Origin of the sequence: Stackebrandtia soli, assembly GCF_965137155.1 — a bacterium.
In the GTDB taxonomy this organism is placed as follows: Bacteria; Actinomycetota; Actinomycetes; order Mycobacteriales; family Micromonosporaceae; genus Stackebrandtia; species Stackebrandtia soli.
The window spans coordinates 82,725-97,590 of sequence record NZ_CBCRZX010000002.1; the positions used below are offsets into that span (position 1 = coordinate 82,725).

Sequence of the window (14,866 nt, forward strand, 5' to 3'; positions counted from 1 at the left end):
GGTCGCGCAGGTCCCGCCACGCGCAGGCGTCAGACGGGCAAAGATGAATCGATGCGCGTCGTTCGCCGTGGCCTTTGCCGGGCGAATCGGGCCGGGACCAGCGACATCGCGACCACCATCAGCACCTGCACCGTCAACATCAGCCGTTGCGGGATGCCCCGCCACGCCTCCCCGTTCGCCAACGAGGGGAAGAAGGTGTTGACGATCGTCAATACCAATGTGGAGAGCGAGAGGATCGCGAGGATCATCGCGAAGCGGTCGGAACCGGTTCCGACGCCGCGTCCGATGCGGTGCGCCGTGAGCAGACCGGCGACGGTGATCGCCGCGAAGGCCGTGCCCGCCGCGTACCGGTGGATGTGGCCGCTGACGGAGGACACGCCCTGACCGGCGTCCGTGGGAAACGCGACGACGGCGACGAGCATGACCGCCGCACTCGCCAGCAGGGCGCGAACGTCCCACTGCCGGGCCAGCCGGAGGCCGCCGACGGCCAACGCCACGCACGCCGAGGCGAGCCCGAGCGCTCCCAGCCCGAACAGGGTCGTGCCCGGCTCAACGAGCGCGTAGATACTGACCGGCTCTCGAACGGGGTCGACGATGTCGACCATCGTCAGGTGCAGCAGGGCGAAGCAGATGATCGCGGTGACGGCGCCAGCGAGTGCGACGCGGGGATATCGGGCGGGACGGTGGCGAGCGCCGATCATCGGGCACCTCCGAGGGCAGGGGCGAGGCGGTCGTAGATCGATTCGAACCGAACCAGCGACCGGGTGTCGTCATGCTCGAGAGCCATCTGCCGGGAATGGACCCCCATCGCCTCGGTCTCGGCGCGGGAGTAGAGGACCGCGTCGAGGCGCTTGGCGATGTCGTCGCTGTCGCCAGGGGTGAACAGATAGCCGTTGGCCCCGTCGTCGACGAGGTGGGGCAGGGCGACGGCGTCGGCGGCGACAACGGGTAGGCCCGAGGCCATCGCCTCAAGAGTAACGATGGATTGGAGTTCCGCGCGTCCCGCGATCGCGAAGACGTCGGCGGCCCGGTACAGGTCGGGCAGGTCCTCATCGGGCACGAAGCCGAGGAAGTGGACGCGTTCGGACACTCCGAGGTCGGCGGCGAGCGCGGTGAGCGCGGCCCTGTCGGGGCCGGTTCCGGCGACGACGAGTTGGGCGGGCGTCGCGGTGACGCCGATGGCGCGGATGAGTTCGTCGATGTGCTTCTCGGCGTCGAGCCTTCCGACATAGAGGACGGTCGGGACGTCGGGTAGGCCGAAGCCGCGCCGGTACTGGTGCGCGGGTGCGGCACGGGGGCTGAAACGGGTCAGGTCGATGCCGCAGGAGACGGCGTCGATCGCGCCGGTGAAACCGTTGCGCGCGAATACTTCGGCGGCGAGCGGGGTGGGGGTCGTGACGTGGTCGGCGCGGCCGAAGACGGTGGCGGCGTCCCGCCAGGCTCGTGCCGAGACGACGGCGCTGACGGCGTTGGGAACGCGGACGTGGTGGAGCAGGTTGTCCGGCATGAAGTGGTTGGTGGCGACGACGGGGATGTGCCGGGACACCGCGGCGCGGATCGCGGATCGTCCGATGGGGAAGTGGCTCTGCGCGTGGACGACGTCGGGGCCGATGGCGTCGAGAATCGCGCCGAGTGCTCGCCGGGCGGCGAGCGGGGTGCTGAAACGCATGGTGGGGTGCAGGAGGATCGGACGCGACCGAACATGATGGACGGTGACGCCGTCGACGTCGGTGGCGGCGTGGGCGGGCCCGGTCTCGGACGGCCGGATGACGTGGACGGTGTTGCCGCGTCGCGCGAGGCCGACCGCGAGGCGGTACGTGAAGTAGGCGGCGCCGTTGACGTCGGACGGGTAGGTGTCGGCGGCGATCGCGATGGTGCGTCGGCGCGGCGTGTGGCCACTTCCGGGGAGGAGGTGGGTCGTGGCGGGCAGCATGATCGACATCGATTTTGCTCCTATATGGATTGTTTGGTGGATGTAGACGGTGGATTGACGCTGATCGAGTCGCGGCGTGTCCCATCGGTGACGGCGGAGTGTGGACGCTCGCCCCGCACCTGGTCGACCGGTTCGCGTGGGGCCGGCACGCTGCGCACGAGCAGCGCGACCCCGGAGGCGATGACGGCGGCCGCCACGGCGGCCCCCATCGCCGCGCCGCCGACCGGAAGCGGCTCCCCGAACAGGGAGACGGCGGTCAGCGAGGCGACGAGCGGGTCGGCGATGAGCAGAAGCGCGTAGGAGACGGCGAAGTGGCCGAGGCGGTACGAGTGCTGAAGGAGCGCGCCGCCGAGTACGAGCAGCGCGAGCGCGACCGGAGTCGGCCAGGCCACGACCGAGGAGGCGTCGTTCCGGGCCGCGAACGCGATGAGCCGGATGAGCGCGGAGGCGACGCCGAAACATGCGCCTGCCGCGACGGCGAGCGCGATCGCCCGCCGCAGACGGTGGCGGGTGAGCGCCGCGACGGTGAGGACCGTGGCGAGCGCGAACGCGAGGAAGCCGAGCTCGGTGAGGTTCGGGTCGGTGGGCGGAGCGTCGTGCCGTGGCAGGGTCGCCACGAGCGCGGCCAGCCCGACGGTCATCGCGGCGGCACCCGCGATCTCGGCGCGGGTGAGGAGTCGACGGTGCAGCCGCGCGGCCGCCCAGACGGCGACGAGGAGCCCGGTGACGCCGAGCGGCTGGATGAGGGTGACGGGCGCGTAGGCGAGGGCGACGAGGTGCGCGGCGACGCCGATTCCCATGAGGACGGTGCCGAGAAGCCACATCGGGTCGCGGGCGAGGGTGGCGAGGAACCGGAACCCGGTGACGTCGGGCCGGCTTGAGGCGGCGGATTCCTGGACCGCCGCGCCGACGGCGAGGCAGAGGGCACCGACGATGGCGAGCGCCACGGGCCAGACCATCACGATGTCCGTCCGGTTCGGATGGAGTGCGTCGGGAACGGGTCGATCACGGCGGTTCCTTTCGCTGGTCGGGTGGGTCAAGCCTCAAGGAATCAGCGGTCGTTGCCATCAGGGACGGACCCCGGCGCGACCCTGAATCATCAGGCCAGGGTTGTCCCGGAGTCGACTCGCTCGGGAACGGCCGCGTGCCTGCTCAGAGGTGCCTTACCGGGTTCCACGGTGGCCGGTCGGGGTGGCGGAGAGGTGAATGCCCGACGACGGCCCGGGGTCGGCGCCGCGACGAGCGCTCCGGACGGCCGTTTCGAGTGGCGCCGTGGGCGGGTCGGCGGCGGACGGCGAGTAGATTCGGTGACCGTGGCGATGACGACAGGACGAATGCACACCAGGCACGAGTTGTCGGCGGCGGCTCTGGCGTTGTTCGCGGAATTCGGACACGAGTCGACCACTGTGGATCAAATAGCGGCGCGAGCGGGTGTCGCGCGTCGAACGTTCTTCCGGTACTTCGCGTCGAAGGACGACGCCGTCCTGCCGGATCACGACACCACCGTCGGCACGGTTCAGGCGGTGTTGGAGGGGGCGGCGCCGACGGAGGAGCCGTTGGCGGTGGTGTGCCGCGCGATCCGCGAGGTGCTGCGGATGTACACGGCGGATCCGTCGATGTCGCTGGCGCGGTATCGCCTGCTGCGGCAGGTTCCGGCGCTGAGGGAGCGCGAGATCGCGGTCGTGTCGCGCTATGAGCGCCTGTTCACGAAGTACCTCCTGTCGCATCCGAGTGTGAGTGGTGTCGACCCGGATTCGACGACCGCGATGCTGGCGGAGGTGTCCGCCTCGGCGGTGGTCGCGTCGCACAACCACGTGCTTCGACGGTGGTTGCGCACGGGCGCGACGGGCGACGCGATGTCGCGATTGGACGAAGCGCTGGCGGTCATCCGACGGCGCTTCTCCCCCAGCGCCGACGACGAGGCGCCGGGCGACATCGTGGTCACGGTCGTTCCCGGCGGGACGCACACCAGTGACGTGCTCGACGCGGTGCGCCGCGCGCTCGACTGAGGAAGGCACCTCCCGCGCCGACACGGGCGCGGGACCGCCGAACCGAACGGGCACGGGTCTCACGGTGCCCCGACTCGCAACGAATCGCCGCTCGCGATGGCGGGGGTCAAACGTGCGCACCCTGCCGACGGCGGGCGTGGGCGGCGCACCGCCATTTTGCTTCGCGCGGGTGATGACGCGCTTACGATCCTCTGTAGTGGCCGCCGACGGCCTTTCGCCGCCCGCGGCCCGGCACGCAACATCCACGCGCGCTTCGGTCCGATTCGCGCGGTTCATACCGGTTCTGCCGAACATTCGATGATCGCTTCGCGCTCATCGAGTCGACTCGCTCCACAGAACGACACGACGTGCCTTGACAATGGCACGAAGTGCCAACTATGGTGCTACTTGTTAGTAACGCCGGTCACGAAACGACGTGCAGCGCCGCATGAGAAATCGGCCGGCTTCGCGAAACGGAGTTCCTCATGCGAACGATTCTCGACGCAGTGCTCAGCGGAGACGCCGAAGCCGCCGACTTCCAGTCGCTTTCGATTCCCGAGACATACCGAGCCGTCACGCTCCACGCCGACGAGGCCGACATGTTCGAGGGCCTCGCCAGCGCCGACAAGGACCCGCGCAAGTCCATGCACGTCGAGGACGTGCCGGTCCCCGAGCTCGCGCCCGGGGAGGCGCTCATCGCCGTCATGGCGAGCGCGATCAACTACAACACCGTGTGGAGTTCGATCTTCGAACCCGTGTCGACGTTCGCTTTCCTCAAGCGCTACGGGAAACTCAGCCCCGAGAGCGCCCGCCACGACCTGCCCTACCACGTGATCGGCTCCGACCTGTCCGGCGTCATCCTGCGCACCGGCGCGGGCGTGAACGCGTGGAAGCCCGGTGACGAGGTCGTGGCCCACTGCCTCTCCGTCGAGCTGGAGAGCGCCGACGGCCACAACGACACGATGATGGACCCCGAACAGCGGATCTGGGGCTTCGAGACGAACTTCGGCGGCCTCGCCCACCTCGCGGTCGTCAAGACGAACCAGCTCATGCCGAAGCCCGACCACCTGACGTGGGAGGAGTCCGCGTCGCCGGGCCTCGTCAACTCGACCGCGTACCGACAGCTCGTCTCCTCCAACGGGGCCAACATGAAGCAGGGCGACAACGTCCTGATCTGGGGCGCCAGCGGCGGACTCGGCTCGTACGCGGTGCAGTACGCGCTCGCGGGCGGCGCCACCCCGATCTGCGTAGTCTCCTCTGAGGACAAGGCGGACCTGTGCCGGGCGATGGGCGCCGAGGCCGTCATCGACCGCAACGCCGAGGGCTTCCGCTTCTGGAAGGACGCCTCCACTCAGGACCAGAAGGAGTGGAAGCGGTTCGGCGGGCGCATCCGCGAACTCACCGGCGGAGAGGACGTCGACATCGTCTTCGAGCATCCCGGGCGCGAGACCTTCGGTGCGTCGGTGTACGTCACCAAGCGCGGCGGCACCATCGTCACCTGCGCCTCGACAACGGGATACCTGCACGAATACGACAACCGGTACCTGTGGATGAGCCTCAAGCGCATCGTCGGCTCGCACTTCGCCAACTACAAGGAGGCGTGGGCGGCCAACCGCCTCATCGCCAAGGGAAAAATCCACCCGACGGTGTCCAAGGTGTACTCGCTGGACGACGCCGGGCAGGCCGCGTACGACGTCCACAAGAACCGCCACCACGGCAAGGTCGGGGTGCTGTGCCTGGCGCCGTCGGAGGGCCTCGGCATCCGCGACCACGAAAAACGCGAACAGCACATCGCGCAGATCAACCGGTTCCGAGTGCCGCACGAGAACGGCGGCGTCCTCGGTCCTCACACGAAGCCCAGCCTCTCCGGCGTGGCCCGATGACCGAGCAGCCGCGCGAACGGGACCGGCCGTGGCTCATGCGCACCTACGCGGGGCACTCCACGGCCGTCGAGTCGAACGCACTGTTCCGCCGCAACCTCACGAAGGGACAGACGGGGCTCTCGGTCGCGTTCGATCTGCCGACGCAGACCGGTTACGACGCCGACCATGTCCTCGCGCGGGGGGAGGTCGGCCGCGTCGGCGTCCCGATCTCCCACATCGGACATATGCGGACGTTGTTCGACGGGATCGATCTCGCCGAGACGAACACGTCGATGACGATCAACGCGACCGCGATGTGGCTGCTCGCCCTGTACCAGACCGTCGCCGAGGAGCGCGGCGCCGACGTCTCGGCGTTGCGCGGAACGACCCAGAACGACATCGTGAAGGAGTACCTCTCGCGCGGGACGCACGTGTTCGCGCCCGCGCCGTCGATCCGACTGACCTGCGACCTCATCGCGCACACACTCGACGACATCCCGCGGTGGAATCCGATCAACATCTGCAGCTACCACCTCCAGGAGGCGGGGGCGACACCCGTCCAGGAGATCGCGTACTCCCTGTCCACCGCGATCGCCGTCCTCGACGAGATGCGCGACCGGGCCGAGAACGCGAGCTGGGACATCTCGGACGTCGTGTCCCGCATGTCGTTCTTCGTAAACGCGGGCGTCCGCTTCGTCGAGGAACTGTGCAAGATGCGCGCCTTCGGACGGCTGTGGGACAGGTTGACGACCGACCGCTACGGCGTCACCGACGCGAAGAAACGGCGCTTCCGGTACGGCGTCCAGGTCAACTCGCTCGGGCTGACCCACGCCCAACCCGAGAACAACGTGCCCCGGATCGTGCTCGAGATGCTCGCGGTGACCCTGTCCAAGAACGCCCGCGCCCGCGCCGTTCAACTGCCCGCCTGGAACGAGGCGCTCGGACTGCCGCGACCGTGGGACCAGCAATGGTCGCTGCGCACCCAGCAGATCCTCGCCTTCGAAAGCGACCTCCTCGAATACGGCGACCTCTTCGACGGATCGACCGTGATCGAACGCGAGACCACCGAGCTCGCGGACGCCGCGTGGGAGGAGCTGCAACGGGTGCAGGACGCGGGCGGCGCGATCGCCGCCGTCGAGTCGGGGTACCTCAAGTCACAGCTCGTCGCGTCCCACGCGGCCCGACGCGAACGCATCGAATCCGGTGTGGACAAGGTCATCGGCGTCAACAGTTTCACCGAGACCGAACCGAGCCCGCTCACCGCGGACATGACGACCGCGACCCAGCGCGTCGACCCGGCCCTCGAGGACGCGACGGTCAACGACCTCGCCGGCTGGCGGACCGGCCGAGACCAGGACGCCGTCCGACGAGCGCTCGAACGGCTCGCCGCCGACGCCGCCGAACCGGACGTCAACCTCATGTCCGCGTCGCTGGAGTGCGCGCGCGTCGGCGTAACGACCGGCGAATGGGGACAGACCTTGCGCGAGGTGTTCGGCGAATACCGCGCCCCGACCGGCATCGCGGCCGCGCAAGCGCCCCGCGCGGCCGACGGCGCCGACGCCGACCGACTCGCGGAGGTACGGCGACTCGCCGACGACACGGCAACCGAACTCGGCACCGGACGGCTGCGGCTCCTCATCGGCAAGCCCGGCCTCGACGGACACTCCAACGGCGCCGAGCAGATCGCGGTGCGCGCTCGCGACTGCGGACTCGAGGTCGTCTACTCGGGGATTCGGTTGACCCCCGAGCAGATCGCCGCGACCGCGCTCGCCGAAGATGTCCACTGTGTCGGTCTGTCGATCCTGTCGGGCGCGCACGTCGAACTCGTCGGTCGGGTCCTGGATCTGCTGCGCGACGGCGGTGGCACCGGGATACCGGTCATCGTCGGTGGCATCATTCCCGACGACGACGCGTCCACCCTGCACGCGCTCGGAGTGGCCGGGGTGTTCACTCCGAAGGATTTCGACCTGACCGACATCATCGCCGCCATCATCACCACGATCCGGCGCGCCCACCGGCTCGCCACGTCACCGTTGAAGGAGTCCCATGTCCTCGGTTAACCGCCACCGACCACGCCGGTCCTGTCTGGCCGTTCCCGGAAGCAGCCCCCGGTTCCTGGAGAAGGCGCAGGGGCTTCCCGTCGACCAGGTGTTCCTCGACCTGGAGGACGCCGTCGCGCCGCTGGCGAAGGAGGGCGCGCGCAAACTGATCGTGGACGCGCTCAACACCGGCGACTGGGGTGACCGGATCCGCGTCGTCCGTGTCAACGACCTCACCACTCATTGGACGTACCGCGACGTCATCGCGGTCGTCGAGGGAGCGGGCGCCAACCTCGACTGCATCATGCTGCCGAAGGTCCAGGACGCGGCGCAGGTGAAATGGCTGGACCTGTTGTTGACGCAGATCGAGAAGACGGTCGGGCTGGAGGTCGGACGGATCGGCATCGAAGCGCAGATCGAGAACGCGCAGGGCCTCGTCAACCTCGACGAGATCGCCGGCGCGAGCCCGCGACTGGAGACGATCGTCTTCGGCCCGGCGGACTTCATGGCCTCGATCAACATGAAGACGCTCGTCGTCGGCGAACAACCGCCCGGGTACCCGGCCGACGCGTACCACTACATCCTCATGCGCATCCTCATGGCCGCGCGCGCGAACGACCTGCAGGCGATCGACGGCCCGTACCTCCAGATCCGCGACGTCGACGGGTTCCGCCGGGTCGCGGCGCGGTCGGCCGCGCTCGGTTTCGACGGCAAGTGGGTGCTGCACCCCGGCCAGGTCAACGCCGCGAACGAGGTCTATTCACCGTCGCAAGAGGACTACGATCACGCGGAGCTGATCCTGGACGCGTACGAGTGGTCCACGTCGGAGGCCGGCGGGATGAAGGGCTCGGCGATGCTCGGCGACGAGATGATCGACGAGGCGTCCCGCAAGATGGCCCTGGTCATCGCACATAAGGGACGCGCCTCGGGGCTGAACCGCACGTCCACCTTCACCCCACCGGAGGGCTGAGCCGATGCAGTTCGGGCGCACCTACGAGGAGTTCGAGCCGGGCGACGTCTACAAGCACTGGCCCGGAAAGACCGTCACGGAGTACGACGATCACCTGTTCTGCCTGCTGACGATGAATCACCACCCGCTCCACTTGGACGCGCACTACGCCGAGGGCGCGACCGACTTCGGGCGCAACGTCGTCGTCGGCAACTACGTCTACTCACTGCTGCTCGGCATGTCCGTCCCCGACGTGTCCGGCAAGGCGATCGCGAACCTGGAGGTCGAGTCGCTGCGGCACGTGGCGCCGACGTTCCACGGGGACACGATCTACGGCGAGACGACCGTCCTCGACAAGACCCCCTCAAAGTCGAAACCGGACAGGGGCATCGTGACGGTCGAGACGCGCGGCCACAACCAGGACGGCACGCTCGTGTGCGTGTTCCGCCGCAAGGTCATGGTGCCGACCGCCGCCCACATCGAAGCGCGCGGCGGCGAACAGCCGCATCGCCCCGTACCAAAGGAGTCGAGCCGATGAGCCGCCTCGCCCGCACCGACGGACTCACCGAGATCCAACGCGACATCATCGCGGCCGTCCGCTCGTTCGTGGACCAGCGGATACTCCCCTACGCGACCGAGCTCGAACACCGCGACGAGTACCCGACCGACATCGTCGAGGGCATGAAGGAACTCGGGCTGTTCGGCATCACGATCGCCGAGGAGTACGGCGGGCTCGGTGAATCACTGCTGACGTACGCGCTCGTCGTCGAGGAGATCGCGCGCGGTTGGATGAGCGTCTCCGGGATCATCAACACCCACTTCATCGTCGCGCACCTGTTGGCGCAGCACGGAACGCAGGAGCAGCGGGATCGTCTCCTGCCGCGCATGGCGACCGGCGAGGTACGCGGGGCGTTCTCCATGTCGGAACCGGGTCTCGGCTCCGACGTGGCGGCGATCCGCACGAAGGCGATCCGCGACGGCGACGACTTCCTCCTCAACGGACAGAAGATGTGGCTGACGAACGGCGCGTCGTCGAACCTCGTCGCCGTCCTGTGCCGCACCGACGACGGGCACGACGCCCCGCACAAGAACTTGACGACCTTCCTGGTGGAGAAACCGGCGGGCTTCGGCACGGTCATGCCGGGCCTGACGATCCCCGGCAAGATCGACAAGATGGGATACAAGGGAGTCGACACCACCGAGATGTTCCTCGACGACCTGCGCGTCAACGGAACCAACGTCCTCGGCGGCACCACCGGTCGCGGCTTCTACCAGATGATGGACGGCGTCGAGGTCGGCCGCGTCAACGTCGCGGCGCGCGGCTGCGGGGTCGCGCGACGCGCCTTCGAACTCGGCATCGGATACGCGCAGCAGCGCTCGACCTTCGGCAAACCGATCGCGCAGCACCAGGCGATCGCGTTCAAACTCGCCGAGATGGCCACCAAAGTGGAGGCAGCGCACCTGATGATGGTCAACGCCGCCCGCCGCAAGGACTCCGGCGAGCGCAACGACCTCGAGTCGGGGATGGCGAAGTACCTGGCGGCGGAGTACTGCAAGGAGGTCGTCGAGGACGCGTTCCGCATCCACGGCGGCTACGGCTTCGCCAAGGAGTACGAGATCGAACGCCTGTACCGGGAAGCGCCGATGCTGCTCATCGGCGAAGGAACCGCCGAGATCCAGAAGATGATCGTGGCCCGGCGCCTCCTTGAGGAGTACAAACTCGACGGTTGACCCGGCCGTTCGCGGGGAGGAGACGAACCGGTGCGCCTGTCGGGGCGCGCCGGTTAGCTCCACACGTCGTCGGGCCGTGTGACACCGGTTCAGCGGTTCTTCGGAACGAAGGGTGCGGTCGGGCTCTCAATCCGCCGGATTCAAGGAATGCCCGGCGATCGGTCGGTGAGGTTACGGACACCGAGCGCGGAGTCGCGCAGCTGGTCGAGGCGGCCGTTGATCGCCTCGGTGGGTCCGTTGCCGATGCGGGTCCGGTCGAAGTAGGCCAGGACGTCCTCGGCACGGCGGAGCCGGGTGCGGCCACACCTGTGCAGCTCGCTCAGACCAGTCTGCACGTCCTGGCGGACGGACTCGATCAGCGTCGGCGTCAACCCTCGGCTCTCGGCTCTCGGCGCGATCGGGCTCCAGCAGCCGAGCGGTGACTGCCGGGCCGAGGTCGTCCAGGCGGGTGAGGGTGGTCCGGTCGGGGCAGGAGAAGGTCGTAGCGTCAGGGACGTCCAGAACCCCGGATGAGTGGCATGGCACTCCCATCGGAGGACCTCAACGCCCACCCGGCGAGCGACGCGTCGGCGGGCTCCACGCCCCGTCTGCGAAGAGCCGGGTTACCGCGACCTGGCGACCGTCGTCGTCCATTCCGATCTCGATCCCGGTGTGGAGCCGCGGGGCGTCACGTGAGCAGGCGACGGCGGTATCCCTCGGCCACCGCCGAGGCGCGATCACGAACACCGAGTTTGTCGTAGATGTGTTGCAGATGGGTCTTGATGCTCGCTTCGCCGATGAACAACGCCTTGGCGGCCTCTCGATTCGAGTTGCCGTTCGCGACCAGTTGCAGCACCTCCTTCTCCCGATCGGTCAGTGTGCCGGCGCCGGGCCTCCGAACCTGCCCCATGAGATGCTGCGTCACCGACGGCGCGAGCACCGACTCCCCACGCGCGGCCGCGCGGACGGCGCGCATCAGTTCGTCGGGCAGGGCGTCCTTCAGGAGATATCCGATCGCACCGGCCTCGATCGCCGGCAGTACGTCGCTCTCGCTGTCGAAGGTGGTCAGGATCAGCACTCGGGCACTCGGGGCCTGCTCGCGCAGGACCGCGGTCGCGGCGACACCGTCCATCCTGGGCATCCGAAGGTCCATGAGCACGACATCCGCCGCCAGAGACTTCGCACGTTCGATGCCCTCGGCGCCGTCCCCGGCCTCACCGACCACGACGATGTCCTCGGCGTCCGCGAAGGTGTCGCGAAGACCGCCTCTCACGATCGGATGGTCGTCAACGATCACCAGTCGAATCATCGGTCGGTCGCCCTTTTCGCTGTCGTGCCCCCGGGGGCGATCGCCGGAACGCGCGCGCTGACGGATGTCCCTTCACCCGGCGCGCTCTGCACCTCTATGTGACCGCCGACGCCTCTGATGCGTTGGCGCATGCTCGTCAGGCCGAAGCCGGTGCCGGCCTCTCTCGCGAAGCCGCGTCCATCATCCCGCACGTCCAACAGCACCTCGGTGCCCGTGTACGACAGCGTGACGCCGACGCGCGAGGCCTCCGCGTGCTTCGCCACGTTGGTCAGCGACTCCTGCGCGACCCGGAAGAGCGACACCTCGATCGCCGGGCTCAGTGGCTCTCGGGTGCCGGTGACCTCCACCTGCGTGCTGATCCCCTGGTCCTCCGACCATCGCTCGGTCAACGTGCGCAGCGCGTCGGGAAGGTGCGCCCGCCCGAGTTCCTGGGGAGCGAGCGCCTGCACGGACCGTCGTGCCTCGGTCAGACTGCTGCGCGCGAGCCGAAGCGCACGCGCGACGTGCTCCTCCGTCTCGCCCCGCATGTTCGCGGAACGCTCGGCCGCCTGAAGCTGTGTGATGATGCCGGCGAGACCCTGGGCCAGCGTGTCGTGGATTTCGCCGGCCAATCGCTGCCGCTCGTCCTGCACCCCGGACTCACGTGCCTGGGCGACCAGTTGCGCGTGAAGCCCGGCGTTCTCGTGAAGTGCCGCCTCGAGTCGCTCGACGAGTTCCTCCCGCTTGCGTTCCTCTGGTTCGCTGCGCGCCGTCAGCAAGATGCCCACCCCGATAGCCGCAGTCTGCACGGCGACGATCAGGACGAACTCCGCGAGCGTCTCCGGGGTCGGGTCGGCCCACACACGCATCGCCGAGCCGTTGAGCGCCACGGAGGTGGACAGGACTCCGAGCACCCCCAACGGCCACGGCGTGAGCAGGTACGCGTGGAAGAAACCGGCAACGGTGAAGACGAGGAAGATATCGGCGTACGTCATAAGGGTGACGCACAGCGCCATCAGCCCGACGAAGAAGATGCCCGCCGACACGGGCCGGAGCGTCCTCCTCTTGATGGGCAGCGTATGACCGAACAACAGCCACAGCACCGCGACCGCGACCAGCCCGAGGACGAATACGCCCTCGGGCCAGAAGCGTTCACCGGAGGCCGGAAGCACCCGCGAGAAATAGATCGCCGTCGAGATCGTCAGCAGGAGCCACGGTGTGATCAACTGCAGAAGGTCCCAGACCCGTAGCTGTTCCTCTTTCCAGGCCAACCGGGAGCGATTCGCGATCTCCGCCTCTTCCGCGATGGCGGATTCCCGCGTCCCGATACCCGGACGCTCACCGGCCCCGGCGTCCCGCACTATCAACGTCTACTCCCAGCGGAAGAGCTTTGCGGCGAGCGCGCTCGTGGTCACCGCGATGCCCGCCATTATGGCAATCTGCAGCCAGAAGGACTGCCCACCTGCGGTGGCGGTGATCTCGCCCGCTTCGGCCGACCACGCCGCGGTGAGAGCCTGCAGCCCTGGCGGTATGAACTCGCCGACCTCGCGCAGCACGTCGGGCATGGTGACCCGAGGAAGGAAGGCCCCGCCGAAGAACATCAGCGCGACGAACAGGAAGGTACCGACCTGGTTCGCGGCACTGCCCGTGCGGGCCACGGCCGCGGAGATCATGCCGAGCCCGAGCAGTGCCGCGTAGCCGACGATGCAGGCGACGACGAACTCCAGGGGACGCTCGGGCGGCGCGATGTCCAGCACCGCCCACGCGAGGAAGATCATGAGCGCCGCGGAGACGACCACGGAGGCGAACGCGACGATCATCTGCGCGAGCAGGATATTCCGCGGATGAGCAGGGGTGGTCGACAGCCTGCGCAGGATGCCGCGCTCACGATACGTGGCGATCACCGCCGGGATGTGCTGCACGGCGATCATCACCATCCCGAACACCAGAGCGGTCGGCGCCCAGATGTCGATGGACCGGAGCCCGCCGGTTTCCGGCGAGGACTCTCTGAGCGCCGGGATGGCACCCAGCCCAAGCAGGAGTCCCGTCGGGAACAACACACCGAAGCCGACGGTGGCAGCGTCCCGAAGGAAGAGCTTCGTCTCGATCTTGACCATCTTCAGGAGAGCGCGCATCAGCCGACCTTCCTCTCGAAGGCTTCCGAGGATTCCGGGGCGCGTCCGGTGAAAGCCACGAACGCGTCGTCGAGGTTGACCTGGTCGACGCGGAGATCCTCCGCCACGACCTGCGCCCGGGCGAGAGCCCCTGCGACGCTGCTCAGAAGCTGCCCCCTGCCGGTGACCAGCCAGCGGCCCTCGACGATCTCGACATCGGTGACGTCGGGAAGCGCGGTCAGGACGCCCTTGTCCAGCCGTTGGCTCACGCGGAACCGGACCTGCTGCGTCACGCTCGACTGCGCGATCAACCCTGCGGGCGTATCCACCGCGGCAACCCGGCCACCAGCGATGACGGCGATCCGGTCGCTGAGGCGCTCCGCTTCATCCATGAAGTGCGTGACAATGAGGATCGTGACGCCCGTGTCACGAACCCGCTCAATGAGACTCCAGGTCTCGCGCCTCGCCTGCGGGTCAAGACCCGTCGTGAGCTCGTCGAGGATCGCGACCTTCGGATTGCCGACCAGGGCGAGCGCGATCGACAGCCGCTGCTTCTGTCCGCCCGAGAGAGCCTTGTACTGCGTGTTGCGCTTCTCGGTGAGGCCAAGGAGTTCAATGAGCTCACGCCAGTCGGCGGGGTTCCGGTAGAAGGAGCTGTAGAGCTCGAGGGCCTCGGCGACTTTGATCGCGTCCGGGAAACTGCTCTCCTGAAGTTGAACGCCGAGTCGCTCACGAACCTCCGCCCGGTCCTTGATCGGGTCGAGTCCCAGCACGGAGATCGATCCCGAGTCGAGCCTTCGCAAACCGGCGATGCTCTCGACGGTTGTCGTCTTGCCGGCGCCGTTGGGCCCGATGATGCCGAAGATCTCCCCCTCGTCAACGATGAAGGAGACGTCGTCGACGGCGACGTGCTCCCCGTAACGCTTGTGCAGATTTCGTACTTCCAATGCGGTCATACTGCGAAGTTATGGCGCATCGCACCC

13 protein-coding genes and 1 pseudogene are annotated in these 14,866 nt (G+C 68.2%); 6 read left to right on the forward strand and 8 right to left on the reverse strand.

All coding sequences use genetic code 11. From position 1 onward, the window contains the following. Positions 1-29 precede the first annotated feature (29 nt). From ACM9NP_RS01610 to ACM9NP_RS01620, 3 genes are read right to left on the reverse strand one after another with little or no spacing between them, the layout of a single operon-like run. Positions 30-701, reverse strand: coding sequence for a DUF998 domain-containing protein (locus ACM9NP_RS01610; RefSeq protein ID WP_415644732.1), 672 nt, complete (start codon positions 699-701; stop codon positions 30-32). Further along, positions 698-1,942, reverse strand: coding sequence for a glycosyltransferase (locus ACM9NP_RS01615; RefSeq protein WP_415644733.1), 1,245 nt, complete (start codon positions 1,940-1,942; stop codon positions 698-700). The genes ACM9NP_RS01610 and ACM9NP_RS01615 overlap by 4 nt, the downstream gene beginning before the upstream one ends. An 11-nt stretch (positions 1,943-1,953) precedes the next feature. Continuing rightward, positions 1,954-2,892 carry a DMT family transporter gene (locus tag ACM9NP_RS01620; RefSeq protein WP_415644734.1) on the reverse strand — a complete coding sequence of 313 codons (939 nt, stop codon included), beginning with the start codon at positions 2,890-2,892 and terminating at the stop codon, positions 1,954-1,956. A gap of 360 nt (positions 2,893-3,252) precedes the next feature. Between ACM9NP_RS01620 and ACM9NP_RS01625 the strand changes: the two genes are divergently transcribed. The 6 genes from ACM9NP_RS01625 (at position 3,253) to ACM9NP_RS01650 (ending at position 10,502) form a co-directional block, all read left to right on the forward strand. Continuing rightward, positions 3,253-3,942: a TetR family transcriptional regulator gene (locus ACM9NP_RS01625; protein WP_415644869.1), complete on the forward strand. Its 690-nt coding sequence runs from the start codon at positions 3,253-3,255 to the stop codon at positions 3,940-3,942. A 464-nt stretch (positions 3,943-4,406) separates the two neighbouring features. Continuing rightward, complete coding sequence (gene ccrA, locus ACM9NP_RS01630; protein ID WP_415644735.1) at positions 4,407-5,804, forward strand: crotonyl-CoA carboxylase/reductase; 1,398 nt, start codon at positions 4,407-4,409, stop codon at positions 5,802-5,804. Continuing rightward, a complete protein-coding gene (locus tag ACM9NP_RS01635; RefSeq protein WP_415644736.1) occupies positions 5,801-7,843 on the forward strand; it encodes a protein meaA in 2,043 nt (680 codons plus the stop codon). Before ccrA ends, ACM9NP_RS01635 begins: the two co-directional genes overlap by 4 nt. Beyond that, the gene (locus ACM9NP_RS01640; protein ID WP_415644737.1) at positions 7,830-8,792 is read left to right on the forward strand and encodes an HpcH/HpaI aldolase/citrate lyase family protein; all 963 of its coding nucleotides are present in this window, start codon (positions 7,830-7,832) and stop codon (positions 8,790-8,792) included. The genes ACM9NP_RS01635 and ACM9NP_RS01640 overlap by 14 nt, the downstream gene beginning before the upstream one ends. Positions 8,793-8,796: 4 nt before the next feature. Then, positions 8,797-9,309: a MaoC family dehydratase gene (locus tag ACM9NP_RS01645; protein ID WP_415644738.1), complete on the forward strand. Its 513-nt coding sequence runs from the start codon at positions 8,797-8,799 to the stop codon at positions 9,307-9,309. Beyond that, the gene (locus ACM9NP_RS01650; protein WP_415644739.1) at positions 9,306-10,502 is read left to right on the forward strand and encodes an acyl-CoA dehydrogenase family protein; all 1,197 of its coding nucleotides are present in this window, start codon (positions 9,306-9,308) and stop codon (positions 10,500-10,502) included. Before ACM9NP_RS01645 ends, ACM9NP_RS01650 begins: the two co-directional genes overlap by 4 nt. A gap of 109 nt (positions 10,503-10,611) precedes the next feature. Here the strand turns inward: ACM9NP_RS01650 and ACM9NP_RS01655 are convergent. From ACM9NP_RS01655 to ACM9NP_RS01675, 5 genes and pseudogenes are all read right to left on the reverse strand, one after another. Further along, positions 10,612-10,810 (reverse strand): annotated as a pseudogene (locus ACM9NP_RS01655) (transposase); the annotation flags it as partial. Between the two features lie 359 nt (positions 10,811-11,169). Then, positions 11,170-11,790: a response regulator gene (locus tag ACM9NP_RS01660; protein ID WP_415644740.1), complete on the reverse strand. Its 621-nt coding sequence runs from the start codon at positions 11,788-11,790 to the stop codon at positions 11,170-11,172. Then, positions 11,787-13,130 (reverse strand): ATP-binding protein, encoded by a 1,344-nt coding sequence (locus ACM9NP_RS01665; RefSeq protein ID WP_415644870.1) that lies wholly within the window; start codon positions 13,128-13,130, stop codon positions 11,787-11,789. The genes ACM9NP_RS01660 and ACM9NP_RS01665 overlap by 4 nt, the downstream gene beginning before the upstream one ends. A gap of 9 nt (positions 13,131-13,139) precedes the next feature. Continuing rightward, positions 13,140-13,904 carry an ABC transporter permease gene (locus ACM9NP_RS01670; protein WP_415644741.1) on the reverse strand — a complete coding sequence of 255 codons (765 nt, stop codon included), beginning with the start codon at positions 13,902-13,904 and terminating at the stop codon, positions 13,140-13,142. Continuing rightward, on the reverse strand, positions 13,904-14,839 hold the full coding sequence (locus tag ACM9NP_RS01675) for an ABC transporter ATP-binding protein (RefSeq protein ID WP_415644742.1): 936 nt from the start codon (positions 14,837-14,839) through the stop codon (positions 13,904-13,906). The genes ACM9NP_RS01670 and ACM9NP_RS01675 overlap by 1 nt, the downstream gene beginning before the upstream one ends. Positions 14,840-14,866: the final 27 nt, after the last annotated feature.